The sequence below is a fragment of the Streptomyces sp. Xyl84 genome (genome assembly GCF_059731885.1).
This window is the reverse complement of sequence record NZ_AP029182.1, coordinates 4,678,693-4,703,648: the sequence shown is the minus strand read 5'-3', so window position 1 is coordinate 4,703,648 and position 24,956 is coordinate 4,678,693. Positions and strand designations below refer to the sequence as shown.

The 24,956-nt window shown below is 71.7% G+C and carries 23 protein-coding genes; 10 read left to right on the top strand and 13 right to left on the bottom strand.

The annotated features are described in order from the left end of the window. Positions 1–87: 87 nt before the first annotated feature. The 6 genes from AC6I72_RS20455 to AC6I72_RS20430 all read right to left on the bottom strand — a co-directional run bounded on the left by AC6I72_RS20455 (position 88) and on the right by AC6I72_RS20430 (position 4,703). Positions 88–561 carry an SUKH-3 domain-containing protein gene (locus AC6I72_RS20455; RefSeq protein ID WP_498002538.1) on the bottom strand — a complete coding sequence of 158 codons (474 nt, stop codon included), beginning with the start codon at positions 559–561 and terminating at the stop codon, positions 88–90. A 346-nt stretch (positions 562–907) separates the two neighbouring features. Further along, positions 908–1,138, bottom strand: a complete 231-nt coding sequence (locus tag AC6I72_RS20450) for a hypothetical protein (RefSeq protein ID WP_498002537.1) — start codon at positions 1,136–1,138, stop codon at positions 908–910. Between the two features lie 3 nt (positions 1,139–1,141). After that, a complete protein-coding gene (locus tag AC6I72_RS20445; protein ID WP_498002536.1) occupies positions 1,142–3,409 on the bottom strand; it encodes a hypothetical protein in 2,268 nt (755 codons plus the stop codon). Beyond that, positions 3,406–3,801, bottom strand: a complete 396-nt coding sequence (locus tag AC6I72_RS20440) for a DUF6507 family protein (protein ID WP_498002535.1) — start codon at positions 3,799–3,801, stop codon at positions 3,406–3,408. The genes AC6I72_RS20445 and AC6I72_RS20440 overlap by 4 nt, the downstream gene beginning before the upstream one ends. A gap of 185 nt (positions 3,802–3,986) precedes the next feature. Next, a complete protein-coding gene (locus AC6I72_RS20435; protein ID WP_498004754.1) occupies positions 3,987–4,301 on the bottom strand; it encodes a pore-forming ESAT-6 family protein in 315 nt (104 codons plus the stop codon). Between the two features lie 75 nt (positions 4,302–4,376). After that, positions 4,377–4,703 carry a hypothetical protein gene (locus AC6I72_RS20430; RefSeq protein ID WP_498002534.1) on the bottom strand — a complete coding sequence of 109 codons (327 nt, stop codon included), beginning with the start codon at positions 4,701–4,703 and terminating at the stop codon, positions 4,377–4,379. Positions 4,704–4,977: 274 nt separating this feature from the next. Between AC6I72_RS20430 and AC6I72_RS20425 the strand changes: the two genes are divergently transcribed. Genes AC6I72_RS20425 through rbsD form a run of 5 tightly spaced genes read left to right on the top strand, consistent with a single transcriptional unit; the run spans position 4,978 to position 11,000 of the window. Further along, positions 4,978–6,123, top strand: coding sequence for a LacI family DNA-binding transcriptional regulator (locus AC6I72_RS20425; protein ID WP_498002532.1), 1,146 nt, complete (start codon positions 4,978–4,980; stop codon positions 6,121–6,123). After that, positions 6,120–7,649, top strand: a complete 1,530-nt coding sequence (locus tag AC6I72_RS20420; protein ID WP_498002531.1) for a sugar ABC transporter ATP-binding protein — start codon at positions 6,120–6,122, stop codon at positions 7,647–7,649. The genes AC6I72_RS20425 and AC6I72_RS20420 overlap by 4 nt, the downstream gene beginning before the upstream one ends. Beyond that, positions 7,639–9,591 carry an ABC transporter permease/substrate-binding protein gene (locus tag AC6I72_RS20415; RefSeq protein WP_498002530.1) on the top strand — a complete coding sequence of 651 codons (1,953 nt, stop codon included), beginning with the start codon at positions 7,639–7,641 and terminating at the stop codon, positions 9,589–9,591. Before AC6I72_RS20420 ends, AC6I72_RS20415 begins: the two co-directional genes overlap by 11 nt. A 33-nt stretch (positions 9,592–9,624) precedes the next feature. Beyond that, positions 9,625–10,614, top strand: a complete 990-nt coding sequence (locus tag AC6I72_RS20410; RefSeq protein ID WP_498002529.1) for a ribokinase — start codon at positions 9,625–9,627, stop codon at positions 10,612–10,614. Continuing rightward, complete coding sequence (rbsD, locus tag AC6I72_RS20405; RefSeq protein ID WP_366725239.1) at positions 10,611–11,000, top strand: D-ribose pyranase; 390 nt, start codon at positions 10,611–10,613, stop codon at positions 10,998–11,000. The genes AC6I72_RS20410 and rbsD overlap by 4 nt, the downstream gene beginning before the upstream one ends. Before the next feature lie 450 nt (positions 11,001–11,450). On the opposite strand, the gene AC6I72_RS20400 is transcribed toward rbsD, so the two are convergent. Genes AC6I72_RS20400 through AC6I72_RS20390 form a run of 3 tightly spaced genes read right to left on the bottom strand, consistent with a single transcriptional unit; the run spans position 11,451 to position 14,586 of the window. After that, on the bottom strand, positions 11,451–12,290 hold the full coding sequence (locus AC6I72_RS20400) for a sugar phosphate isomerase/epimerase family protein (RefSeq protein WP_498002528.1): 840 nt from the start codon (positions 12,288–12,290) through the stop codon (positions 11,451–11,453). After that, a complete protein-coding gene (locus AC6I72_RS20395) occupies positions 12,287–13,438 on the bottom strand; it encodes a dihydrodipicolinate synthase family protein (RefSeq protein WP_498002527.1) in 1,152 nt (383 codons plus the stop codon). Before AC6I72_RS20395 ends, AC6I72_RS20400 begins: the two co-directional genes overlap by 4 nt. Continuing rightward, a complete protein-coding gene (locus tag AC6I72_RS20390) occupies positions 13,435–14,586 on the bottom strand; it encodes a Gfo/Idh/MocA family protein (RefSeq protein ID WP_498002526.1) in 1,152 nt (383 codons plus the stop codon). Before AC6I72_RS20390 ends, AC6I72_RS20395 begins: the two co-directional genes overlap by 4 nt. A gap of 389 nt (positions 14,587–14,975) precedes the next feature. Here AC6I72_RS20390 and AC6I72_RS20385 point away from each other — a divergent pair, with 389 nt between their 5' ends. From AC6I72_RS20385 to AC6I72_RS20375, 3 genes are all read left to right on the top strand, one after another. Further along, positions 14,976–16,022 (top strand): LacI family DNA-binding transcriptional regulator, encoded by a 1,047-nt coding sequence (locus tag AC6I72_RS20385; RefSeq protein ID WP_498002524.1) that lies wholly within the window; start codon positions 14,976–14,978, stop codon positions 16,020–16,022. 274 nt (positions 16,023–16,296) lie between these two features. Next, a complete protein-coding gene (locus tag AC6I72_RS20380) occupies positions 16,297–16,893 on the top strand; it encodes a dihydrofolate reductase family protein (protein ID WP_498002523.1) in 597 nt (198 codons plus the stop codon). 229 nt (positions 16,894–17,122) lie between these two features. Next, positions 17,123–17,923, top strand: coding sequence for a sugar phosphate isomerase/epimerase family protein (locus tag AC6I72_RS20375; protein ID WP_498002522.1), 801 nt, complete (start codon positions 17,123–17,125; stop codon positions 17,921–17,923). Between the two features lie 113 nt (positions 17,924–18,036). Here the strand turns inward: AC6I72_RS20375 and AC6I72_RS20370 are convergent, their stop codons facing one another. Continuing rightward, positions 18,037–18,675: a GNAT family N-acetyltransferase gene (locus tag AC6I72_RS20370; RefSeq protein ID WP_498004753.1), complete on the bottom strand. Its 639-nt coding sequence runs from the start codon at positions 18,673–18,675 to the stop codon at positions 18,037–18,039. Positions 18,676–18,765: 90 nt separating this feature from the next. Then, the gene (locus AC6I72_RS20365; RefSeq protein ID WP_498002520.1) at positions 18,766–19,716 is read right to left on the bottom strand and encodes an EamA family transporter; all 951 of its coding nucleotides are present in this window, start codon (positions 19,714–19,716) and stop codon (positions 18,766–18,768) included. A gap of 110 nt (positions 19,717–19,826) precedes the next feature. Here AC6I72_RS20365 and AC6I72_RS20360 point away from each other — a divergent pair, with 110 nt between their 5' ends. Next, complete coding sequence (locus AC6I72_RS20360) at positions 19,827–20,753, top strand: LysR family transcriptional regulator (protein ID WP_498002518.1); 927 nt, start codon at positions 19,827–19,829, stop codon at positions 20,751–20,753. Positions 20,754–20,972: 219 nt separating this feature from the next. Further along, entirely contained in the window at positions 20,973–22,817 is a 1,845-nt protein-coding gene (locus AC6I72_RS20355) for a glycoside hydrolase family 3 protein (RefSeq protein ID WP_498002516.1), read from the top strand. Between the two features lie 69 nt (positions 22,818–22,886). Here AC6I72_RS20355 and AC6I72_RS20350 read toward each other — a convergent pair whose 3' ends face one another. Continuing rightward, positions 22,887–24,317, bottom strand: coding sequence for a S28 family serine protease (locus AC6I72_RS20350; protein WP_498002514.1), 1,431 nt, complete (start codon positions 24,315–24,317; stop codon positions 22,887–22,889). 173 nt (positions 24,318–24,490) lie between these two features. Beyond that, positions 24,491–24,880: a hypothetical protein gene (locus AC6I72_RS20345; RefSeq protein ID WP_498002512.1), complete on the bottom strand. Its 390-nt coding sequence runs from the start codon at positions 24,878–24,880 to the stop codon at positions 24,491–24,493. Positions 24,881–24,956: the final 76 nt, after the last annotated feature.

Genomic DNA, 24,956 nt, shown 5'->3' with positions numbered 1-24,956 from the left:
ATTCAGCTCATCGCTTCGCAAGGTACACCTGGCCCGTCGCGGGCAAGTCATCAATGAAGGACAGAAAAGGAAACCAGCAGGACTGCATCAGACAAAATAATCCTCCGCATCGGGATCCAGCACCCCCATCAAGAAACGAGAGAAGGCGTCGATTTCACTGGAGCCAAGATAGTAACCACCAGTGTGATGAAGACCAAAGAATCGACCTTTCTCATCCACCAACAGTATCCCGAATTCTGACTTTTCATACCCGACTGGAAAAACCCTCGCCCCAAGCCCCGCAGCCAGCTCACTGATCGCAGCGACATCCCCGTCGTACCCGACCGTGGGCTTCATGGCCCAGGCAACGCCAGGAGTTTTCGGCTGCGGCAGAGTGAGCCCCCCATACGCGTGGATGACATCAATAGCCGGCTGGACGGGCACCAGCGGGATTCCCTGCCGCTCGGCGTCGTCCATGCGCACCCTGATCAAGGCATCAGCCTCCTCGCCCAGGTCGCGGCCTGGGTACCAGCCGTTCTCCATGAGCCAGCTGCGCACTTCAGGGACCTGTTGCGAATCCACGGCGATGTCGTTCCTTGAGTCGACTCAGCTCGAGCGCGGAGCGCCAAGGATGGGGGTGAAAGGAGGTCCGCCCCGCAGGACCGTGCTGGTGGATGGGTTCAAGCTCGTGCGCGTAATCGCGGTACGCGAATCACGGAACCAGGACGGCAGCCTGTCGTCCGGGAGCGCCCAGAACGGGGACCAGCCCAGCGGCGGAAGGAGATGACCAGACCGGTCTCGAGCAGGGCGAAGCCCTTCCGCGTCCGGCCCATCGCCTCTCAGCCACCGAGACCCCGGCGCGCGCCCAGGCCCTTGATCATGCCCCCACACCGTTGCCGATCAGACCGTTCCGCGTGAACGGCTTGTCTCAGGACTGCACCAGCAGCTTCCCCGGAGCTGCGCCGTCCTGGACCCAAGCCACAGCGACCTTCCTGGCTACCGCCCGATAAAGCATGTCTTCCCCACCATCTTCGGCAGAGGTCGTCTCAGTTTCCTTGTTCAGCAGCAGATACCGCTCACGGCCGGCGATATCCGTGTATTTATAGCGAACCTGCCGATCGTCTTCTTCGACCTTTTCGACACGTGCGTACAGAGCCATCGTTCAGTCCTCCCAGGTATAGTTCTCACGTCGAGGCGCTTCCATATTGCTCGCCCAATCCGCGATCTTAGTGGCTGCGGCATGGGCTTCCGCGTACGTCGATCCAGGATGATCCTGATAGTACCGATGTTCAGCAAGCTCATGTTCGAGTAGGAGCAAATCTGCATCCGTATGAGTCCCCGACCTCAACCGGATCCATGCCTCCGCCATATCGGGGTTGGGATCGTAGCGAGCATGCACTATCCCACCATCGACGGATTCCAGCGGGTGCTCCTCGGTGAACACATGCTCCTTAATCGCTTGAATTTCATCACGAGTGAATCCCGTATTTCCGTCCAACCGTGGAACGTCGGAAAGATGCGAAGCCATCGCATCGACATCATCTGCCGCTCGAATGGCATCGTACGCTTCTCCCGCCCACTCCTCATTCTTCATGAAGCTGCGAACGCTGCCGTCATCCGGGGGTCGAACGGCACCGCCAGACTGGCCGGGTACGGCTTCGCCATCAGGCAAGTGGTCAGACGCCGATGTCTCAGGGTCTTGCGTCGTGTGAGCATCTTCGCCATGACCACCGTGGTCGACTGCGTCCGTGTCATGAGTACCGGCGTCAGCATGGTGATCAGAGCCGTGGGAGTCTGCCGAGCCGTAACCGTGCCCGTCGGAACCATGACCGTCATTCGTGTGCGGCCCGGAATGCGATTCTCCGCCGTGATGTGTGGACCCGGCATCACCACTGTGGCCAGTCGCGTGGTCACCCACATGGCCAGCAGTGTCGACTGTGTCGCTGGCGGTGTGGGTGGCTGCGCCGGCCAGGACGGGCTCCTTGACCGGGGCCGGGGTGTGGGGCAGGTCGGTTCCTGCTGCTGGGGGCGTTTGCAGTTCGTCGGCGTGGATGAGGATGTTGCCGTTGCCGTCGACGATGTGGCCGTCCGGATGGCCGTAGACCTGTCCGGTGCCGTCGGGGGTGTGCAGGGGGTGCGCGCCGTCGTGGACGACGGGGACGTCGTCGGGGAGTTCGAAGCTGCCGCTGGGCAGTCTGGTCGCTCCCGGGGGGACGGGGGCGCCGTCGGGGAGGCGGAAGGAGCCGTCGGGGAGTTTCACCGTGCCCTTGGGCAGGGTGATCGCGTTCTCCGGGAGTTCGGGGATGTCGATCTTGCCCATGCCCTTCAGGGCCTTGGAGATGTCCCCGATCTTCGACAACCCCGCGCCGGCACCCTTGGCGACATACGTCATCGGATCGATGACCCTGCCCGCCTTCCCCGCCACCGACAACGCCTTCGCGACCGCACCCGCCTTCCCCGCACCCGACGCCGCACCACCCGCACCACCGGTGAACACCGTCGTCACCACATTGAACGTCACCGCACCCGCCGCACGCGCCGGGTTCTTCCCCCACTCGTCCCACGCCACCAGCGCCTTGCCCGTCTCCTTCATCGCCCTGCGCGAATCACGGAACCAGGACGGCAGCTTGTCGTCCGGCAACGCCCAGAACAGCGTCCCCACCCCCGGCAGCGACGAGATCACCAGACCGGTCGCCAACTGCGCCAGACCCTTCCACGCCTGGCCCATCGCCTCCCAGCCGCCGAAACCCACCAGCGTGCCCAGACCCTTGACCGTCCCCCACACACCATCGACGATCAACCCGTCCCACACGAACGACTTGATCCAGTGCCCCACCTCATACCAGTGGTGCTTCTCCTCCACCGGGTCACCCCAGGGAAGCTTCGCGTTCTTCAGATCCTCCGCGTCGAACCCGTACTGGTCCTTGCGGTCCGACCCGTCCCCCGCCACCATCTGCGTCCCGTGGAACAACGCGGTGATCTTGTTGTGACACGTACGCTCCGCCGCCCAGAACGCCGCCACCGCCCGCGTGACCTCATCCCGGATCCGGTTGTGATGCGCGACCTTCCCCCCGTCGTACTCCCAGTCGTCATCACCCTTCACCGAAGCGACGAACGCCGTCGCCTCCTCCTTCAGATCAGCCAGCTTCTTCACCAGCGGACGAATCTCCGCCGCATACCCCGACAGAGCACCCGACACCGACTCCAGACCCGTCGCGAACGAGTCCGCACGCTCCTTCACCGGCCTCGTCGACGCGAACAACTGCTCCGCCTCCGGAGCCCGGTAATACGCCGACAACCCCTGAAACCGGGAATGAACCTCCCCACCCGCATCCCGGACACCACCCGCGTCCGCCTTCAGATCCCCACACGCCTTCTCCAGCAGCCCCAGATCACCCGTGAACTGCGGAATCTCCCCCGGCTCGATCACTTCCCGCCCACCCCGGGCGCATCCAGCCGCGGCGCCCCCAACGCAGCATGCTGCGCCCGCGCCGCCATCTCCTCATCACCCTTCAAATACGCCGTCGTCGCATCCACCACACCCTGCAACGACTTACCCGCCCGCGCACCCACGAACTGAAGATCCTTCGACGCATGCTCCGCATACTGCGACAACGCCAACGCCACCAGACCCCCCTGCGCCTTACCCCCACCACCGCCACCGGCAGCACCCGCATCCGCCGAGACCGTCCCCGCAGACGACGCCGCCAACGTCAAATGCTCCCCGAACGCCGTCGCACACGACTGCAGACGAGAAGCCGACTCACCCACCGACTTCAGCACACCCGAAATACCCTGCGGCTTCAAATCCCAGCCAGACACCCAACAACCCCCGAACACACCACCAACAACAAACAGCCAACAGCAGACAGCGCGCAGCGAACAGCAGACCGCAGACCGCAGACAGCGCGCAGCGAACAGCAGACCGCAGACCGCGCACAGCCAACAGCAAGCAGCGAAAAGCGAGCAGCGAGCGAACCCGGCCGACCCGCCGGGCCACCAGCCGCTCAGCCGATGCCGTCCACCGCCGACTTCGCCTTCGCCAACGTCGAATGCGCCGTCGCGTCATTCTTCTCCAACGTCGACTTCACCAGACCGATGATGTTCCGCACCTCATGCGAAGCCCGGTTCCACCGCTGCTCCTTACCGTGATACTCATCCGCCACCCCATCAGCCGTGAAATCAGCCATCGCCGCCTTCACCTGACGATCCCGCTGCGCGATCACCTCCTCCAACCGCGCCACCACCCCCTGCAGACTCCCCTGCACATCCCCCGACGCACCCACGTCATACGACCGACGATCCGAACCCGAACCCGCCATCACACACCACTCCCCGTGAAACAACCAACCAACCCGACAACCAACCCGGCAGAAAACCCGGAACAGAACAACACCTCAGCGGAAACGCGCCGCATCGAAATTCGCCGCACCCATCTGCTGCCGCGCATTCTCACCCTGCTCCTGATCACCCGAGGAAAACGCACCCTCCATCCCCGACTGACCACCCAAAATCGCCCCCAACGACGCATTCAACTCACGCGCGATCCCATCCGCACGACCCTTGAACTCATCGAACATCCGACGGCCCGCACCATTGAACTTCCCCTCCAACGGCTCCACCGCCTGCACCAACTGCCGGATCAACGACCCCAGATCATCACTCGACCCCCGCGAATCACGCATCAACGTCGACAACGTCTGCGCACCCATGTCGAACTTCACGCCGAACTCGCCTCCCCCATCGAAGGGTTGGCGGCGAGGCTCAAGGCCGCCAGCCCTCGGTGAACGTTTCTGCCCCACTATGGTCACCACCGGCGATCACACTCGCAACCGTCTTGCGTCACAGCCCTGGCACAGCCGCGTCCCGCGGTTGCCACATCCACAGATCGCGGCGTTCCACACGACGCGTAACGATTCGGTAACCCCCTCTTGTCACGCCTCGTGTAATCGATTCCAATCCCTCGTGTAATCGATTCCACGAGGAGGTGGAGCGGCGATGGCGAGCATCAAGGATGTCGCTGCCGGGGCGGGCGTGTCCGTCGCCACGGTCTCGCGCGTCCTGAACGACCATCCGTCGGTCAGCGCCGAGGCACGGGCACGTGTGCTGGCCGCCGTCGAGGCGCTGGGCTACCGGCCGAACGCCGTCGCCCGTTCGCTGCGCACGGACCAGACCCGCACCCTGGGTCTCGTCATCAGCGACGTGCTCAACCCGTACTTCACCGAGCTGGCCCGTTCCGTCGAGGAGGAGGCCCGCGCGCTCGGGTACAGCGTGATCATCGGGAACGCCGACGAGCGGCCCGATCTCCAGGACCACCACGTGCGGACCCTGCTGGACCGGCGGATCGACGGCCTGCTCGTCTCCCCGACCGACGGTGGCTCCCCGCTGATGCTGGAGGCCGCGCGCTCGGGGACGCCGATGGTGTTCGTCGACCGGTGGATCAAGGGCGTGGACGTGCCCGTGGTGCGGGCCGACGGGCAGCAGGCGGTGCGGGACCTCGTCGCGCACCTGTACGGGCTCGGGCACCGGCGGCTCGCGATCATCGCGGGCCCCGCCGCCACCACGACCGGCAGTGAGCGGGTGCGGGCCTTCCGGGAGGCGCTGGCCGCCTACGGGCTCGACCTCCCCGAGGCCTACACCGGGCAGGGCGACTTCCAGGCCGAGAGCGGGCGGCGTGTCACCGAGGGGTTCCTCGACCTGCCCGAGCCGCCCGAGGTGGTCTTCGCGGCCGACAACCTGATGGCGCTCGGCGCGCTGGACGCGATCCGGGCGCGCGGGCTGCGGGTGCCGGACGACATCGCGCTGGCGGCGTTCGACGACATCCCGTGGTTCGTGCACACCGATCCGCCGATCACCGCCGTCGCCCAGCCCACGGGCGAGCTGGGGCGGGCGGCCGTACGGGCGCTGGTGGACCGTATCGAGGGCCGGGGGCCGGAGTCGGTGACCCTGCCCGCCCGGCTCGTCGTCCGCCGCTCGTGCGGCGAGGCCGCCGCCGGGCCGGCTCCCGCGCCCGCCACCGCGGACGGGGCTAAGACCGTCGTCCCCGCCGCCGGCGTCCCGGCCGGGAGCCAGGCAGCCGGTCCCCCGGCCGCCGGCACCCCCACCGTCCCCGAGTCCGTCGCAACGAACAGGAGCATGCCGTGAGCGACCCGGAGGAGTTGCTGCGCATCGAGGGCATCCGGAAGACCTTCCCGGGCGTGGTGGCGCTGGACAGCGTCGACTTCGACCTGCGCCGGGGCGAGGTGCACGTGCTGCTCGGTGAGAACGGCGCCGGCAAGAGCACGCTCATCAAGATGCTCTCCGGTGCCTACACCCCCGACGCCGGGCGGATCCTGGCCGGTGGCGAGGAGGTGCGCATCCATGGTGCGCAGGACTCCGAGCGGCTCGGGATCGCCACGATCTACCAGGAGTTCAACCTCGTACCCGATCTGACGGTCGCGGAGAACATCTTCCTGGGCCGTCAGCCGCGCCGCTTCGGGATGATCGACCGGAAGCGGATGGAGGCCGAGGCCGCCGCCCTGCTCGAACGGGTGGGTGTCAGCGTGTCGCCCCGCGCGCGGGTGCGCGAACTGGGCATCGCCCGGCTCCAGATGGTCGAGATCGCCAAGGCGCTGAGCCTGGACGCGCGGGTCCTGATCATGGACGAGCCGACCGCCGTGCTCACCTCCGAGGAGGTCGAGAAGCTGTTCTCGATCGTGCGCGCGCTGCGCGCCGACGGCGTCGGGATCGTGTTCATCACGCACCACCTGGAGGAGATCGCCGCCCTGGGCGACCGGGTCACGGTCATCCGGGACGGGCGCAGCGTGGGCCAGGTGCCCGCCTCGACGCCCGAGGACGAGCTGGTCCGGCTCATGGTGGGGCGCTCCATCGAGCAGCAGTACCCCAGGGAGCGGGCCGAGCGGGGCGAGCCGCTGCTCGCCGTCGAGGGGCTCACCCGGGACGGTGTCTTCCACGACGTCAGCTTCCAGGTGCACGCCGGTGAGGTCGTCGGCATCGCGGGGCTGGTGGGCGCGGGACGTACGGAGGTCGTGCGGGCCGTGTTCGGCGCGGACCCCTACGACCGGGGTGACGTCCGCGTCGCCGGTGCCCGGCTGCGGCGGCACGACGTGAACGCGGCCATGGCCGCCGGGATCGGGCTGGTGCCCGAGGACCGCAAGGGCCAGGGGCTCGTCCTCGACGCCTCGGTGGAGGAGAACCTCGGTCTGGTGACCCTGCGGTCGGCCTCGCGCGGCGGGCTCGTGGACCTCAAGGGGCAGCACCGGGAGGCCGAGCGGATCGCCGGGCAGCTCGGCGTGCGGATGGCCGGTCTCGGCCAGCACGTGCGGACCCTGTCGGGCGGCAACCAGCAGAAGGTCGTCATCGGCAAGTGGCTGCTGGCCGACACCAAGGTCCTCATCCTCGACGAGCCCACGCGGGGCATCGACGTCGGCGCCAAGGTCGAGATCTACCAGCTCATCAACGAACTGACGGCCGCCGGCGCCGCCGTCCTGATGATCTCCAGCGACCTGCCCGAGGTGCTCGGCATGAGCGACCGGGTGCTGGTGATGGCGCAGGGCCGGATCGCCGGGGAACTCCCGGCCGACCAGGCGACCCAGGACGCCGTGATGGCGCTCGCCGTCAGCACTCCTACGAACGGAACGACCGAAGTGGAGGCCCCCCGTGGCCACTGACACGCTCAAGAGCAAGGCGGGCGCGGGTGGCGCCTCCGGCGGCCTGCGCCGCCTGCTGCTCGACAACGGCGCGCTGACCGCGCTGATCGTCCTCGTCATCGCGCTGTCCGCGCTCTCCGGGGACTTCCTGACGACGGACAACCTGCTGAACATCGGTGTCCAGGCGGCGGTGACCGCCATCCTGGCCTTCGGTGTCACCTTCGTCATCGTCGCGGCGGGCATCGACCTGTCGGTCGGTTCGGTGGCGGCGCTGTCGGCGACCGTGCTCGCCTGGAGCGCGACCTCGCACGGGGTGCCGGTGGTCCTCGCCGTGGTCCTCGCCATCGCCACGGGCATCGCGGCGGGCCTGGTCAACGGTTTCCTGATCTCCTACGGCAAGCTGCCGCCGTTCATCGCGACGCTGGCCATGCTGTCGGTGGGCCGCGGTCTGTCGCTGGTCATCTCGCAGGGCTCCCCGATCGCCCTGCCGGACTCGGTCTCGCACCTGGGCGACACGCTCGGCGGCTGGCTGCCGGTGCCCGTGCTCGTCATGGTCGTCATGGGCCTGATCACGGCGTTCGTGCTGGGACGTACGTACATCGGGCGTTCGATGTACGCGATCGGCGGCAACGAGGAGGCGGCCCGGCTCTCGGGGCTGCGCGTGAAGCGGCAGAAGCTCGCGATCTACGCTCTGTCGGGTCTGTTCGCCGCCGCGGCGGGCATCGTGCTCGCCGCCCGGCTCTCCTCCGCGCAGCCGCAGGCCGCCAACGGCTACGAGCTGGACGCGATCGCGGCGGTCGTCATCGGCGGCGCCTCGCTGGCGGGCGGCACGGGCAAGGCGTCCGGGACGCTGATCGGCGCGCTGATCCTCGCCGTGCTCAGGAACGGCCTCAACCTGCTGTCGGTGTCGGCGTTCTGGCAGCAGGTCGTCATCGGTGTCGTGATCGCGCTGGCGGTGCTGCTCGACACCGTGCGCCGCAAGGCCGGGGCGACCCCGCAGGCCGCGGGCACCGGCAGCGGCGGCGGCAAGGGCAAGCAGGCGGCGACGTACGGGCTGGCGGCGGTGGTGACCGTGGCGCTGGTGGCCGCGACCTCGCTGCTGCACACCGGTTCCGCTTCGACGACCCCGAAGATGGGTCTGTCGCTGTCCACCCTCAACAACCCGTTCTTCGTGCAGATCAAGTCGGGCGCGCAGGCCGAGGCGAAGAAGCTGGGCCTGGACCTGACCGTCACCGACGCGCAGAACGACGCCTCGCAGCAGGCCAACCAGCTCCAGAACTTCACCAGTTCGAGCCTGGGCGCGATCATCGTCAACCCGGTGGACTCCGACGCGGCCAGCAACTCCGTGAAGGCCGCGGGCAAGGCGGACATCCCCGTCATCGCCGTGGACCGCGGCGTCAACAACGCGAAGACGGCCGCGCTGGTCGCCTCCGACAACGTGGCCGGCGGCGAACTGGCCGCCAAGACCATCGCCGAGAAGCTGGGCGGTCACGGGAAGATCGTGATCCTCCAGGGGCAGGCGGGCACCTCCGCCGCCCGCGAGCGCGCCGCCGGTTTCGCCCAGGGCCTCAAGGCCTACCCGGGCATCCAGGTGCTCGCCCAGCAGCCCGCCGACTTCGACCGCACCAAGGGCCTCGACGTGATGTCGAACCTGCTCCAGGCCCACCCCGACGTGCAGGGCGTGATCGCCGCCAACGACGAGATGGCACTCGGCGCGGTCAAGGCGCTCGGCTCCAAGGCCGGCAGGTCCGTGCAGGTCGTCGGCTTCGACGGCACCCCGGACGGCCTGACCGCCGTCAAGAACGGCACGCTGTACGCCTCGGTCGCGCAGCAGCCGAGCCAGCTCGGCCGGATCGCCGTGGACAACGCGCTCAAGGCGGTCCAGGGCAAGAAGGTCGCGCCGACGGTGAAGGTGCCGGTCAAGGTGGTAACGAAGGAGAACGTGGCCGGGTTCAGCGGCTGACCGGCGACCCGTTCCCGTAAGGAGACACTGCGCATGTACGACTACGACCTGCTGGTCGTGGGGTCGGCCAACGCCGACCTGGTGATCGGCGTCGAGCGCCGTCCCGCGGCCGGGGAGACGGTCCTCGGCTCCGACCTGGCCGTCCACCCCGGTGGCAAGGGCGCCAACCAGGCGGTCGCCGCGGCCCGGCTGGGGGCCCGCACGGCCCTGCTGGCCCGGGTCGGTGACGACGCGCACGGGCGGCTGCTGCTGGACGCGCAGCGGGCAGCCGGGGTCGACCCGGCGGGCGTGCTGGTCGGCGGTGCTCCGACCGGGGTCGCGCTGATCACGGTGGACCCGTCGGGGGACAACTCGATCGTGGTCTCGCCGGGTGCCAACGGCCGGCTGACCCCCGGGGACGTCCGTGCCGCGGCGGCTCTCGTCGGGTCCGCGCGGGTGGTGTCCGCGCAGTTGGAGGTCCCGCTGGAGACGGTCGTGGAGACCGTACGGCACCTGGCCGCGGGGAGCCGGTTCGTGCTCAACCCGTCGCCGCCGCGCCCGCTGCCGCCCCAGCTCCTGGAGGCCTGCGACCCGCTGATCGTCAACGAGCACGAGGCGAAGGTCATCCTGGGCGGGGCGGACGCCGGTGCCGACCCGGAGGACTGGGCGCGGGCGCTGCTCGCGCGCGGCCCGCGCTCGGTGGTCGTCACCCTGGGCGGCGAGGGCGCGCTGGTGGCGTCCGCCGAGGGGGTGGTCCGGGTGCCGTCCGTGAAGGTGGACGCCGTGGACACCACGGGGGCGGGTGACGCGTTCACCGCGGCGCTGGCCTGGCGGCTCGGCGCGGGCGCCTCCCTGCCGGAGGCGGCGGCGTACGCGGCCCGGGTGGGCGCGGCGGCCGTGACGAAGCGGGGTGCGCAGGAGTCGTACCCGACGGCGGCGGAGGTCGACGCCCTGTCCTGTGCGGTCCCGGAGGACGGCCCCGGGGCCCCCGCCCGGGACGGGGAAGGCACGTCCGGCGACCCGGCGCGAGGCGGCTCACGGTGAAGAAGGCGGGCATCCTGAACCGGCATCTGTCCGGCGCTCTGGCGGAGTTGGGGCACACCGACGAGGTGCTGGTGTGCGACGCGGGCATGCCGATACCGGCCGGGCCGCGGGTGGTCGACCTGGCGTTCCGCGCCGGGGTGCCGTCCTTCGCCGAGGTGCTGGACGGGCTGCTGGCGGAGCTGGTGGTGGAGGGCGCGACGGCGGCGGCCGAGGTGCGCGGGGCCAATCCGGCGGCTGCCGCGCTGCTGGACGGCCGCTTCCCCGGGCTCGTCCTGGTCCCGCACGAGCGGCTCAAGGAGCTGTCGGCGGGTGCGCGTCTGGTCGTACGGACCGGGGAGGCGCGGCCGTACGCCAACGTGCTGCTGCGCTGCGGGGTGTTCTTCTAGGAGACCGCCCGCCCGGCCGAGCGGCCGGCCGCCCAGCCGGAGCACGGGACCGGACCGGGTCCGGACCGGGATCGTCCGGCCCGGACCCGGACGGCTTTCGCCCCCGGGGCGGCTTCGGTCCCGGACGGTTCTCGCTCCGGGGCCGCATCGGTCCCGGACGGCCTTGCGGCCCAGGGACGGCTTCGGTCCCGAATGGCTTTCGCTCCGGGATCGTCCGGCCGGTCCCGGACAGCTTCGAGGGGGCCCGGTCGTCGACCCGGCCCCCTCGGCTCTTCCCCTCCTGCACCGGAACCCGTGGCTCCCCCCGAGCCTCCCCGGGTCTCCCCGGGCCCCCACCGGGGGTTCCGACGACAGATACGACATGCCGCGCGCGGGAAGGGTTGCACTGCGCGGCGATATTCTTCGCGGTATTTCCCGGCGGGCGGGAACGCCGACGGTCCCGCCCGGCGGTCAGCGCACGACGTGTTCCACGAACCGCGCCGCCGTCTCCTCCAGCACCTCCCGGCCGTCGCGCGCCCACAGACCGTCGTTGAACAGTTCGACCTCGATGAGGCCGGTGTAGCCGGCGGCCTCCACGTACGCCTTCCACTCGCGCATGTCGATGGCGCCGTCGCCGATCTGGCCGCGGCCGTTGAGGACGCCCTCCGGCAGCGGGGTGGTCCAGTCGGCGAGCTGGAAGGTGTGGATGCGGCCGGACGCGCCCGCCCGGGCGATCTCGGCGGGCGCCCGGTCGTCCCACCAGATGTGGTACGTGTCCACGGCCACGCCGACCTGCTCGGCGGGGAAGCGTTCGGCCAGGTCCAGGGCCTGCGTGAGGGTGGAGACCACGCAGCGGTCGGCGGCGAACATGGGGTGCAGCGGCTCGATGGCCAGGCGTACGCCGCGTTCGGCCGCGTAGGGGCCGAGGACGGCGAGGGCGTCGGCGACGCGTTCGCGGGCGCCGTGCAGGTCCTTGTCCCCGGCGGGGAGTCCGCCGGAGACGAGGACCAGGGTGTCCGTGCCGAGCGCGGCGGCCTCGTCGACGGCCGCGTGGTTGTCGCCCAGCGCCTCCGCGCGTTCGACGGGGTCGGCCGCGGTGAGGAAGCCGCCGCGGCACAGGGTGGTGACGGTCAGGCCCGCGTCCCGGACGAGCTTGGCGGCGGCCTCCGGCCCGTAGGCCCGCACCGGTTCGCGCCACAGGCCGATGCCGCCGACGCCCAGTTCCGCGCAGGCGTCGACGAGTTCGGGCAGGGGGAGCTGCTTGACGGTCATCTGGTTGACGGAGAAGCGGCTCAGGTCGTCGTGGGTCATCGGTTCACCCCGTGGAGGAGGAGCAGGCCGCGCATCCGTTCCTCGGCGAGCGCGGGGTCCGGGAACAGACCCAGGCCGTCGGCGAGTTCGTAGGCGCGGGCCAGGTGCGGCAGGGAACGGGCCGACTGCAGGCCGCCGACCATCGTGAAGTGCGACTGGTGCCCGGCCAGCCAGGCGAGCAGGACGACACCCGTCTTGTAGAAGCGGGTGGGGGCCTGGAACAGATGGCGGGAGAGGGCGACGGTGGGGTCGAGGAGGGCGCGGAAGCCGGCCGTGTCGCCGGTGTCCAGGACGCGTACCGCCTCGGCGGCCAGCGGGCCCAGCGGGTCGAAGATGCCGAGCAGGGCGTGGCTGAACCCCTGGTCGTCGCCGGCGATCAGCTCCGGGTAGTGGAAGTCGTCGCCGGTGTAGCAGCGCACGCCCCGGGGCAGGCGGCGGCGCAGGTCGATCTCGCGCTGGGCGTCCAGCAGGGAGATCTTCACTCCGTCGACCTTGTCGGGGTGGGCGGCGATGACGTCCAGGAAGGTGCCGGTGGCCGCGTCGAGGTCCGCGGAGCCCCAGTAGCCCTCCAGCGCCGGGTCGAACATGGGGCCGAGCCAGTGCAGGATCACCGGTTCGGCGGCCTGGCGCAGCAGGTGGCCGTAGACCTCCAGGTAGTCCTCCGGGCCGCGTGCGGTGGCGGCGAGGGCGCGGGAGGCCATGAGGATCGCCTGGGCGCCGGACTCCTCGACGACGGCGAGCTGCTCCTCGTAGGCGGCGCGGATGCCCGCGAGCGTGCCGCCGGTGATCTGGTCGGTGCCCACGCCGCAGGCGATCCTGCCGCCCACCGACTTCGCCTCCGCGGCCGAGCGGCGGATCAGCTCGGCCGCGCCCGCCCAGTCCAGGCCCATGCCGCGCTGGGCGGTGTCCATGGCCTCGGCGACGCCCAGCCCGTGCGACCACAGGTGGCGGCGGAAGGCGAGGGTGGCGTCCCAGTCGACGGCTGCGGGCGAGTCGGGCGAGACGTCGGCGAACGGGTCGGCGACGACGTGGGCGGCGGAGAAGACCGTACGGGAGGCGAAGGGGGCGCCCGGGGCGGCGGCGAAGGGCTCGGTGCGCGGCTCGTAGGCCCGCAGCGTGCCGTCGGCGTCCGGCAGGTGGAGGGTCACAGCGCGATCTCCGGCACGGCGATGCGGCGGCCCTCGGCGGAGGACTTCAGGCCCAGTTCGGCGAGCTGGACGCCGCGGGCGCCGGCGAGCAGGTCCCAGTGGTAGGGGGCGTCGGCGTAGACGTGGCGCAGGAACAGCTCCCACTGGGCCTTGAAGCCGTTGTCGAAGTCGGTGTTGTCGGGCACTTCCTGCCACTGGTCGCGGAAGACCTCGGTGGCCGGGACGTCGGGGTTCCAGACCGGCTTGGGGGTGGCGGAGCGGTGCTGGGCGCGGCAGCGGCGCAGGCCCGCCACGGCGGAGCCCTCCGTGCCGTCGACCTGGAACTCGACGAGTTCGTCGCGGTTGACGCGCACCGCCCAGGAGGAGTTGATCTGGGCGACCGCGCCGCCCTCCAGTTCGAAGATGCCGTAGGCGGCGTCGTCGGCGGTGGCGTCGTACGGCTTGCCGTTCTCGTCCCAGCGCTGGGGGATGTGGGTGGCGGTGAGGGCCTGGACGGAGGTGACGCGGCCGAACAGCTCGTGCAGCACGTACTCCCAGTGCGGGAACATGTCGACGACGATGCCGCCGCCGTCCTCGGCGCGGTAGTTCCACGACGGGCGCTGGGCCTCCTGCCAGTCGCCCTCGAAGACCCAGTAGCCGAACTCGCCGCGCACGGACAGGATGCGGCCGAAGAAGCCGCCGTCGATCAGCCGCTTCAGCTTCAGCAGGCCCGGCAGGAAGATCTTGTCCTGGACGACGCCGTGCCTGATGCCGGCCGCGTGGGCGAGGCGGGCCAGTTCCAGGGCGCCGTCGAGGCCGGTGGCGGTGGGCTTCTCGGTGTAGACGTGCTTGCCCGCGGCGATCGCCTTCTTGATCGCCTCCTCGCGGGCGGAGGTGACCTGGGCGTCGAAGTAGATGTCCACGGCCGGGTCGGCGAGGACCGCGTCCAGGTCGGTGGAGACGTGCTCCAGGCCGTGCCGGCCGGCAAGCGCCTTCAGCGCGTGCTCGCGCCGGCCGACCAGCACGGGTTCCGGCCACAGCACGGTGCCGTCGCCGAGGTCGAGTCCGCCCTGCTCGCGCAGGGCGAGGATCGAGCGGACCAGGTGCTGGCGGTAGCCCATGCGTCCGGTCACGCCGTTCATGGCGATCCGCACCGTCTTGCGTGTCACGTCGGTCCCAGTCCTTTCGTACGGCCGCTCGCGCCCGCTCTCCCGCGGCCGCTCGTCGCGGTCCTCTGCCCTCGCCGCTCGTCGCGGTCGCGCGTACGGCCGCTCGTCGCGGCGCCCGTGCGGCCGCGGGTGCGGCGAGCAAGGACAGCAAGCGCTTTCTACGTCAGGAGAAGCTAGCCTCTGGACAGCGGTCCGGACAAGAGCGGGCGCGGATCGTGTTGTCCGGGCGGACGGACACCGCGGTGTCCCGGCGGACGGGCACCGTGGCGTTCGAGCAGGCGAACAAGGGGGCGAATGGCCGTAAGGTCTGCACGGCACCACGGCCCGCGGCAGCCGCCCGGACGGTGCCTGCTCAGCTACGACGACACGCGCGACCGGAGGACGACGAGATGACGGTGACCCTGGCGGACGTGGCGGCCCGCGCCCAGGTCTCGCCCGCGACGGTGTCGCGCGTGCTGAACGGGAACTACCCGGTGGCCGCCTCCACCCGGGAGCGGGTCCTGAAGGCCGTCGACGAGCTGGACTACGTGCTCAACGGCCCCGCGAGCGCGCTCGCCGCCGCCACCTCCGACCTGGTCGGCATCCTCGTGAACGACATCGCCGACCCGTTCTTCGGGATCATGGCGAGCGCGATCCAGTCGGAGATCGGCGGCCCGGGCGGGCGGGCCGGCGGCGAACGGCTGGCGGTGGTCTGCAACACCGGCGGCTCGCCGGAACGGGAACTGACCTACCTGACGCTGCTCCAGCGGCAGCGGGCCGCCGCGGTCGTGCTCACCGGCGGTGCGGTGGAGAGCGCGCCGCACGCGGCGGCGGTCGCGGCGAAACTGCGCCGGCTGGCGGAGGCCGGGACCCGGGTGGTGCTGTGCGGACGGCCGCCGGTGCCGGACACCGAGGCGGTCGCGCTGGCCTTCGACAACCGCGGGGGCGCGCGGCAGCTGACCGAGCACCTGACGGGCCTGGGACACCGGCGGCTCGGCTACATCGCGGGCCCGCCGGAACGCACCACCACCCGGCACCGCCTCGAAGGGCACCGCGAGGCCCTGGCGGCGGCGGGCGTCGAGGACGACCCGGACCGGACCGTGCACGGGCGGTTCGACCGCCGGTCCGGTTACGAGGCCACGCTGGAGCTGCTGCGCCGCGACCCCGCGCTCACGGCGGTCGTCGCCGCCAACGACTCCGTGGCGCTGGGCGCCTGCGCGGCGCTGCGCGAGTCCGGGCTGCGCATCCCGGGGGACGTCTCGGTGGCGGGCTTCGACGACCTGCCCTTCAGTGTCGACGCGGTGCCCTCCCTCACGACGGTCCGCCTGCCCCTCGCGGAGGCCGGCGCACGGGCCGGCCGCATCGCGACGGGCCGCGAGGAGCCCCCGCCCGGGGGCATCGCCACGGTCCGGGGAGAGCTGATGGTGCGGGGGTCGACGGGAGTGCCGCGCGGGTGAGACCGGGGGCTGGGCGGCGCGCCGGAGGGTTGGCTGTACCGCGCACCGGGGGTGGTTGATCCGCATTCAGCGAATGGCCGGGCGGCGCGCCGGAGGGTTGGCCGTGCCGTGCGGGACGGTCGGTCGTGCGGCGTCCGGCCGCAGGGGCCGGGCTGCTGCCGTACGGTTCGGGTGCGGACGCGGGCCCCCGGGCCGGTGCGGGCACCGATGAGTTCCGGCGCCGCTCGCGGTCTCCTCTTCCGTACCGATCGGCCAGGAAACGGAAGGCATTCCCATGCGTGTCGTCGTCACCGAGTTCATCAGCCTCGACGGAGTCGTGCAGGCGCCCGGCGGTCCCGAGGAGGACACCGACGGCGGCTTCGCCCACGGCGGCTGGTCGCACCCGTTCTTCGACCCCGAGGTGCTCGGCGGAGCGTTCGCCGCCGGCCTGGAGCAGGCCGAGGCGCTGCTCTACGGCCGCCGCACCTACCTGACGATGGCCGCGGCCTGGCCCGAGCGGGCCGGTGACCCCTTCGCCGACCGGATCAACTCCCTGCGCAAGTACGTCGTCTCGGACACGCTCGACGACTCCGCGCTGACCTGGGAGAACACCGTGCGCGTGCCCGGCGCCGAGGCGCTCGCGAAGGTACGCGAACTGCGGGTGGCCGGCGGCGGCGACCTCGCGATGATGGGCAGCCCCACGCTGGTGCGGGCGCTGCTGGCCGCGGACCTGGTGGACGAGCTGCGGCTCGCCGTCATGCCGGTGCTCCTCGGCGGCGGCAAGTCGGTCTTCCCGACGGACGGGGTGAAGCGGACCTGGCGGCTGGTGTCGTCGCAGACCGCGAAGACCGGGGCGCAGCTCAACGTGTTCCGTCCCGCCGGGCACGAGTAGGCACCGGGCGGTTCTGCCTGCTCGTCCGTGGGACGGAAGCGGTACGTGAACGCCGGCTTCACCGGCGCCGTGGTCATGCTCACAAACCGGTGTCATGACGGGTAAAGATGAAACCTGCTGCTCAGAGCAAGGTCTTTCGCCCTGGGGGCGGAACCCCGCTCCTTGCCCTGCTCCGCAGGGGCCCGTTTCCTCTCCGTCCTGAAGGGCGGAGTATCCACGGAGGAATCCCATGAAGCTCGCGTTCTCCACTCTCGGTGTCCCTGGCCTGCCGATCCCGGAGGTCCTGGCACTCGCGACCGCGCACGGCTACCACGGCGTAGAACTGCGCGCGCACCCCGAGGAACCGGTGCACCCCGGCCTCTCCCCCGCCGAACGCGCGGAGACGGCCGCCCTGTTCGAGGCGGCCGGGGTCGAGGTGCTGGGTGTGGCCGGGTACGCGCGCGTCGCCGCGCCCGGCGACGACGGCCCCGTCCTGGACGAGATCCGCGGGCTGCTGCGCCTGGCGCACGACCTGGGAGCCCCGTTCGTCCGGGTCTTCCCCGGCGCCGACACCGGCCGTCCCCGCGAGGAGTCCGACGCCACCGCCGCCCGGCGTCTGGGCGTCGCCGCCGAGGACGCCGCCGCGCTCGGGGTCCGTGTCCTGCTGGAGACCCACGACTCGCACCGCACCGGCGCCGACGCCATCCGCGTCCTCGGGCCGGTCGGGCATGGACAGGTGGGCGCGCTGTGGGACGTGATGCACACCTGGCTGGGCGGTGAGCAGCCGTCGCAGACGTACGCGGCGCTCGCCCCGCACCTCGGGTACGTGCAGGTCAAGGACATCGCCTCGGCCGAGGACACCGTCCCCCTCGCGCTGGGCGCAGGTGTCCTGCCGCTCACCGAGTGCGTCGACGTCCTCGCCCGCGCGAGCTGGGACGGCTGGCTGTGCTGGGAGTACGAGAAGCGGTGGTACGAGGCGGCACAGCCGCTGCCCGGGCTCCTCGGCCCGGGACGGGAGTACCTGACCCGGCTGCTCAGCGAATCGGCGTAGTCCGCGTCTTCCTCCCGGTCCTTCCGCCGGCCCTCCCGCCGGTCCTCCCGGCCGACCGGGCCACCCGGCCTGCCTGACCTGCCGGGCCGGGCCGGCCTGCCTGGCCTGTCCGTTCAGGCCCCCGGCCCCTGCCGGTCTCCCCGCCCGGCCGCCCTGCGCACCCGTGCCTCCAGCGCCGGGCGGCGCTCGGGCCACTCCTCGGCCGTGATCGAGTAGATCGCGGAGTCCCGCAGCCGGCCGTCCTCACCCGGCGCCCAGGAGCGGGACCAGTTGCGCAGGATGCCCTCGAAACGGGCGCCGACGCTCTCGATCGCGGCGCGTGAGCGGCTGTTGCGGGCGTCGGTCTTCAGGTCGACGCGGGAGACCTGCCACACCTCGAAGGCGTGCCGGAAGAGCAGGTACTTGGCCTCGGCGTTGATGCCGGTGCCCTGGGCGGACCGGGCCAGCCAGGTGAAGCCCACCTCGACGGCGTCCAGCCGGTCCTCCGCGCGCCAGGAGCGCGGCTCCCAGTACGAGGTGGCGCCGACCGCCCGTCCGGTGGCGAGGGAGATCTGGGCGTAGGGGGCGAGGCGGCCGGTGGCCGCGCGGGCGAGCTGGGCGTCGACGTAGGCCTCGGTCTCACCGGCCCGGGGCACCCACGTGTAGGCGTACGAGTCCCGGTCCTCCTCCGCCGCCACCGCGAGGTCGGCGGCGTGCCGGTGTGCCAGCGGTTCCAGACGTACGAGGCCGCCCTCCAGGACGGGCCCCTCCATGGTGATCGTCACGCCGGGAGTCTGACGTACGGCCCCGGCCGCGTCGACCCCGTTTCGGCCGGGCCGCCGCCGGGGACCGGGCGGCCGGATTCAGTCCGGCCGCCGGGCGGGCACTGCGACCCGGTCGCGTACGGGGGTGTGCGCCGGGCTCGCCGCCGGGGCCCCGGCGCGGGTCTTCGCCCCGGTCCTCGCCGGGGCCAGTGACGTCAGCGCCACCCCGCCCACCAGCAGCGCCCCCGCGCACCAGCGCAGCCCGGTCACCGACTCGTGCAGGAAGAGCGCCGCCGCCGACATGCCGAAGACCGGGACCAGCAGGGAGAAGGGCGCCACGGTGGAGGCGGGGTGGCGGCGCAGCAGCCAGCCCCAGGCGCCGAAGCCGAAGACCGTGGTGACCCAGGCGACGTAGAGGACCGTGCCCGCGCCCTGCCAGTCGAGGCCGCGCAGCGCGGCCAGGTCCCGGGAGGGGCCTTCGGTCAGCAGGGACAGGGCGAGGAGCGGCAGGACCGGGACGGTGCTGACCCAGACCATGAAGTTCAGGGCGTCCGGCGGGGCCGCCTTGCGGGTCAGGACGTTGGACACGCCCCAGCAGGCCGCCGCGACGACGACCAGCGCGAAGGCGCCGAGCGGGCCCGTGGTGCCCTCGTCCGCGGCGGCGACGGCGATCCCGGCGAGCGCCACGCCCATGCCCGCCAGCCGCAGCCGGGTGAGGCGTTCACCGAGGGCCGCGAAGGCGAACAAGGCCGTGAACACCGCCTGGATCTGGAGCACCAGGGAGGACAGCCCGGCCGGCATCCCGTGGTCCATGCCCACGAACAGCAAGCCGAACTTGGCGACCCCGAGGACCAGTCCCACCGCCACGATCCACTTCCAGGCCACCTTGGGCCGGCCCACGAGGAGGACGGCGGGCAGCGCGGCGGCCAGGAAGCGCAGGGCGGAGAAGAGCAGCGGCGGGAAGTGACCGAGGCCGACCTCGATGACGGTGAAGTTGACGCCCCAGACGGCGGCGACGAGGACGGCGATCAGGACATGGGTGGGTCGCATGCGTCGAGGATCACTCGCTCCAACCGTGTAGCACCAGCGATGATTGCTGCACTGTCGGATGCAGCAACGCTAATCGTTCCTGCCTCGCCCGCCCCGCCCCTGGAGGAACCGTGCTCGATCTGCAGCGGCTGCGCGCCCTGCACGCCGTCTCCGTGCACGGCACCGTCGGCGCGGCGGCCACCGCGCTCGGCTACACCTCGTCGGCGGTGTCCCAGCAGATCGCCAAGCTGGAACGGGAGACCAGGACCGTCCTCCTGGAGCGCGCGGGACGCGGGGTGCGGCTCACCGACGAGGCACACCAACTCGTGGCGACCGCACAGGAGTTGCTGGCGATCGTGGAGCGAGCGGAGACCGAGCTGGAGGAGCGGCGCGGGGTGCCCGCCGGACGGCTGACCGTCGCCGCGTTCGCCTCGGCGGCACGCGGGCTGCTGCCGGGCGTGCTGGCCGACCTGGCCCGGCGTCACCCCGCACTGGACGCCCGGCTCAGCGAGGTCGACCCGCACCTGTCGGTGGACCTGGTCGCCAAGGGCGCCGTCGACCTCGCGGTCGCGCACGACTGGGACATCGCGCCGCTGCCCGCGCCGGCCGGGGTGGAACAGGCGGCCATCGGCGACGACCTGTGCGACCTGCTGGTGCCGGCCGGGCACCCGTTCGCCGGGCGGGCCGCGGTGCGGCGCTCCGAGCTGGGCGGCGAACGGTGGATCTGCCAGCCGCCGGGGCGGGTCTGCCACGACTGGCTGCTGCGCACCCTGCGCGCCGCCGGCCATGAGCCGGACGTCGTCCACCAGGCCGACGAGAACCCGACGCTGGTCGCGCTGGTCGCCGCCGGTCTCGGCGTGGCGCTGATCCCGCGCCTGGGCCGCGGGCCGCTGCCCGAGGGGGTGGTCGAGGTCCCGCTGGATCCGGTGCCCGTACGGCACCTGTACGCGCTGTGGCGGGCGGGGGCGGCCCGTCGGCCGGCCATCGCCGAGACGGTGCGCACGCTGCGCACACACTGGCCGGCCGCATCGGCGCACACGCCGCGGACGGCCGGGTGAGACGTACGGAACGAGCCGTACGCGGTCCGTCGCCGCGCACGGCCGCGTGCGCCCTGCGCGGGCCGCCGCGGGGCACGGTGGCCCCGGTCGGCGGGTCGTGGGGGTGGCCGCCGCGTCCGTCGGTCCGGTGCGTGCGTTCCCTTGACTGGCAGAAACTTCCCGGATATTGGTGACTCCTCGGAAGTTTCCTTCAGTGGAACCCCTCCGGAAGGAGCGCACGTGCACGACACCACACGCCCCTCCACCCCCTCCTCCCCCCGCCCCTCCAGACGCGGCGTCCTCGCCGCCACCGCCACCCTCACGGCCGCCCTCGCCGTCGGTGCCGGCGCCGGCACGGCCGAGGCCGCCGCCCGTCCCGACGAGGGGCGGCTGCGCGCCCTTCTCTCGCGGATGACGCTCGAGGAGAAGGTCGGGCAGCTGTTCGTGATGCGGGTCTACGGCCACTCGGCCACCGACCCCGACCAGGCCGACATCGACGCCAACCTCGCGGAGATCGGCGTCCGCACCGCCGCCGAGCTGGTCGCGAAGTACCGCGTCGGCGGCATCATCTACTTCACCTGGGCCCACAACACCCGCGACCCGCAGCAGATCGCCGCCCTGTCCAACGGCATCCAGCGGGCCTCGCTCCAGCAGCCGCGCGGCCTGCCCGTGCTGGTCGCCACCGACCAGGAGCACGGCATCGTCTGCCGGGTCGGCAAGCCCGCCACGCTCTTCCCGGGCGCGATGGCCGTCGGTGCCTCCGGTTCCGTCCCCGACGCCCGCGCCCTCGGCCAGATCTCGGGCACCGAGCTGCGCGCGATGGGCATCAACCAGGACTACTCCCCCGACGCCGACGTGAACGTCAACCCGGCCAACCCGGTCATCGGCGTCCGCTCCTTCGGCGCCGACCCCGACGCGGTGGCCCGGCTGGTGGCGGCCGAGGTGAGGGGCTATCAGGGCGCGCGGGTCGCGGCGACGGCCAAGCACTTCCCCGGGCACGGCGACACCGCGGTGGACAGCCACTACGGCTTCCCGGTCATCACGCACAGCCGGGAGGTGTGGGAGAAGCTGGACGCCGTTCCGTTCCGGGCGGCGATCAGGGCCGGGATCGACTCGATCATGACGGCGCACATCCAGTTCCCGGCGCTCGACGACTCCGGCGACCCGGCCACGCTGTCCCACCCGATCCTCACCGGCATCCTGCGCGGCGAGCTGGGCTACGACGGGGTGGTGATCACCGACTCGCTCGGCATGCAAGGGGTGCGCACCAAGTACGGCGACGACCGGGTGCCGGTGCTCGCGCTGAAAGCGGGCGTGGACCAGCTGCTCAACCCGCCCGACCTGGACGTCGCCTGGCACGCGGTCCTGGACGCCGTGCGCGGCGGCGAGCTGACCGAGGCCCGGCTCGATGAATCGATCCTGCGCATTCTGCGGATGAAGGCCCGCCGGGGCCTGTTCGAGGACCCGTACGTCTCCGAGCGCCAGGTGGCGCACCGGGTCGGCACCCCCGAGCACCTGGCGGAGGCCGACCGCATCGCCGAGCGGACGACGACCCTGCTGGTCAACGAGGGCCGGCTGCTGCCGCTGTCGCGCCGCAGCCACCGCACCCTCCTCGTGGTGGGCGCCGACCCGGCCTCGCCGTCGGGCACCACGGGGCCGCCCACCGGGGTGCTCGCCGCCGCCCTCACCGAACTGGGCTTCACGGCCACCGCCTTGTCCACCGGCACCGCCCCCTCGGCGGCCGTCATCGACCGGGCGGTCGCGGCGGCAGGCGACGCGGACGCGGTGGTCGTCGCGACGTACAACGTCACGGCGGGCAGCGCGCAGCGCACGCTGGTGGAGCGGCTGACGGCGACCGGGCGCCCGGTGGTCGCCCTCGCCGTCCGCAACCCCTACGACGTCGCCCAGCTCCCGTCCGTACCGGCGTACCTGGCGTCGTACTCCTGGACCGACGTGGAACTGCGCGCCGCCGCCCGCGTCATCGCCGGCCGGGTGCGGCCGCGCGGGAAGCTGCCGGTGCCGGTGCAGCGGGCGGACGACCCCTCGCGGGTGCTGTACCCCATCGGGTACGGCCTGTCGTACTGACCGGCCGGCGGGCCGCGCCCGGGGAGCGTGTCCCCGGGCGCGGTTCACCGTGGGTGCCGGGTGGGGCTCCTACGGCCTGAGCGCGGGCTCGCGTTCCACGTCCCGCACGTCCAGCTTCGCGTCGGGGCGGGCCAGCGGCCGGGCCGCCGACGGGTTCTCCCGCACCTCGGCGGGGGCCACGCCCGCCCAGTCGAGGATCCTGGCGGTGGCGAGCGCCTTCTGCTCGGGCACGAGGCCCGCGACGTTCGCGCCGTGGTTCATGCCCGGTGCCGTGAAGACGTACGAGTCCCGGGCGCCGTGGCCGAGGCGGAACCGCTCCGAGCCCCAGGGGTCGTTCTGTCCGTAGACGAACATCATCCGGTCCGCGTGGTGGCGCACCCAGGTGTCGACGTCACGCATGGCCCACGGCTCGAAGCGCATCGGGATGGAGCGGGGCACGAAGTTGCGCGGCGGCTGGTAGCCGTAGCGGATCAGCTTCTTCTCGATGTGCGGGAAGCGGATCGTGGGCGCGCCCAGCTGCGTGCCCGCCTGGTAGTAGTACGGCGTGTAGGTCTCCAGGCCCTGGTCGGTGTAGGCGGAGAAGCCGGAGATGGTGTCGACCGAGTCCCAGATCTGCTGGTCGGTGGCGATGCGGGCGTCGGCGGGGATCGTGTCGCAGTCCTTCAGCAGGCTGTACTGCCAAAAGCCCCACACGTAGTCGAGGACGACCGCCTCGTAGGCCCGGTCCAGGCTGCCGATGGTGGTGAAGCTGTAGTGGTTGTCCGCGGCGTACTGGGCGTACTTCTCCTCCAGCGGCTCGCGGCGCACCAGTGCCTCGCGCTGTACGGCGCCGAGCCGGTCGCGGCACTCCTTGGTGCCGACGGTCTCGAAGAAGCGGTCGTAGGCGGAGTCCTCGTCGTTGACGACGTCGTTGGGGGCGACGTAGGCGACGACGCCGTCCATGTCGCGCGGGTAGAACCGCTCGTAGTAGGTGGCCGTCATGCCGCCCTTGGAGCCGCCGGTGGCGATCCAGCGGTGCGAGTAGACCTGCTTGAGGGCCGTGAACAGACGGTGCTGGTCGCTGGCCGCCTGCCAGATGTCGAGCTTGGACCAGTCGGCCGGTGCGGGCCGGGACGGGGTGAAGAAGCGGTACTCCAGGGAGACCTGGTTGCCGTCCACGATCTGGGTCGGCTCACGGCGGCTCGGGGTGGTGGAGACGTTGTAGCCGCCGGTGTAGAACACCGTGGGGCGGTCGACTCCCTTGTGGAGCACGGTGATCCGCTGCTGGAAGGTGCCCTTGGACGGGTGCCGGTGGTCGACCGGCTGGGTGTAGTTCAGGACGAAGAAGCGGTAGCCGGAGTAGGGCTTCTCCTCGATCAGGCTCATGCCCGGTATGGACAGCAGCCGGTCCTTGATGTCGGTGCCGGTGGCCCGGGTCTGGGCGGCGGTGGCCGCCCCGGCCGTACTGGCGGTGCCGACGAGCACCACCAGCGCCAGCAGCCATCTGAGCGCCTTGCGCATGCACACTCCCCTGTGAGACAGATGTGCGCCGGAAGCTATCGGAGCAACTCGGGTGCACACCAGGGGAGTCGGCGAATCGGCCTTGCCGGGGCCGTCGTCGGCTCGGCGGGGCGGGGGCAGCCCGTCAGCCGTCAGCCGTCAGCCGTCAGCCGTCAGCCGTCAGCCGTCAGCCGTCAGCACAGGATCCAGCCGCTGCCGGCCGACCGGGAGCCGACCGAGCCGCCGACGCGCACGCAGCGGTGTCCGGCGTGCACGGTGACCGGGCCGGCCCGGTAGGAGTAGCGGCCCTTGTCGGTGACCGGGCGGTTGCCGCGCGCCTGCACGGTCACCGACATCGTCTGCACGCGGCCGGGGCGGTCGGCGACCGTGACCGCGCAGACGTAGCCGTCGCGCTTGTAGACGTGCACGGAGCCGGTGGCGAACGACAGCGTGCGGACCTCGCGGCCCCGGCACGAGGACGAGGCCGCCTGGGCGGCGCCGGGCATCGCCAGCGACAGCAGCCCGGATCCGGTCAGCACGGCCAGGCCGAGGGCCAGCCGGCGGCGCAGCGCAGCGCGGTCCACGGTCACCCCTCCCCTTGCGGCAGGCACATCGACGTACAGGTGTACGGACGCCGAACGTACCCCGGATGGTTGCCCC

Excerpts from the sequence above, each read along its gene's own strand:
- AC6I72_RS20450 (WP_498002537.1), bottom strand. The coding sequence starts at position 1,138 with ATGGCTCTGTACGCACGTGTCGAAAAGGTCGAAGAAGACGATCGGCAG.
- AC6I72_RS20435 (WP_498004754.1), bottom strand. The coding sequence starts at position 4,301 with ATGGCGGGTTCGGGTTCGGATCGTCGGTCGTATGACGTGGGTGCGTCG.
- AC6I72_RS20425 (WP_498002532.1), top strand. The coding sequence starts at position 4,978 with ATGGCGAGCATCAAGGATGTCGCTGCCGGGGCGGGCGTGTCCGTCGCC.
- AC6I72_RS20410 (WP_498002529.1), top strand. The coding sequence starts at position 9,625 with ATGTACGACTACGACCTGCTGGTCGTGGGGTCGGCCAACGCCGACCTG.
- AC6I72_RS20400 (WP_498002528.1), bottom strand. The coding sequence starts at position 12,290 with ATGACCCACGACGACCTGAGCCGCTTCTCCGTCAACCAGATGACCGTC.
- AC6I72_RS20385 (WP_498002524.1), top strand. The coding sequence starts at position 14,976 with ATGACGGTGACCCTGGCGGACGTGGCGGCCCGCGCCCAGGTCTCGCCC.
- AC6I72_RS20380 (WP_498002523.1), top strand. The coding sequence starts at position 16,297 with ATGCGTGTCGTCGTCACCGAGTTCATCAGCCTCGACGGAGTCGTGCAG.
- AC6I72_RS20375 (WP_498002522.1), top strand. The coding sequence starts at position 17,123 with ATGAAGCTCGCGTTCTCCACTCTCGGTGTCCCTGGCCTGCCGATCCCG.
- AC6I72_RS20370 (WP_498004753.1), bottom strand. The coding sequence starts at position 18,675 with ATGGAGGGGCCCGTCCTGGAGGGCGGCCTCGTACGTCTGGAACCGCTG.
- AC6I72_RS20365 (WP_498002520.1), bottom strand. The coding sequence starts at position 19,716 with ATGCGACCCACCCATGTCCTGATCGCCGTCCTCGTCGCCGCCGTCTGG.
- AC6I72_RS20350 (WP_498002514.1), bottom strand. The coding sequence starts at position 24,317 with ATGCGCAAGGCGCTCAGATGGCTGCTGGCGCTGGTGGTGCTCGTCGGC.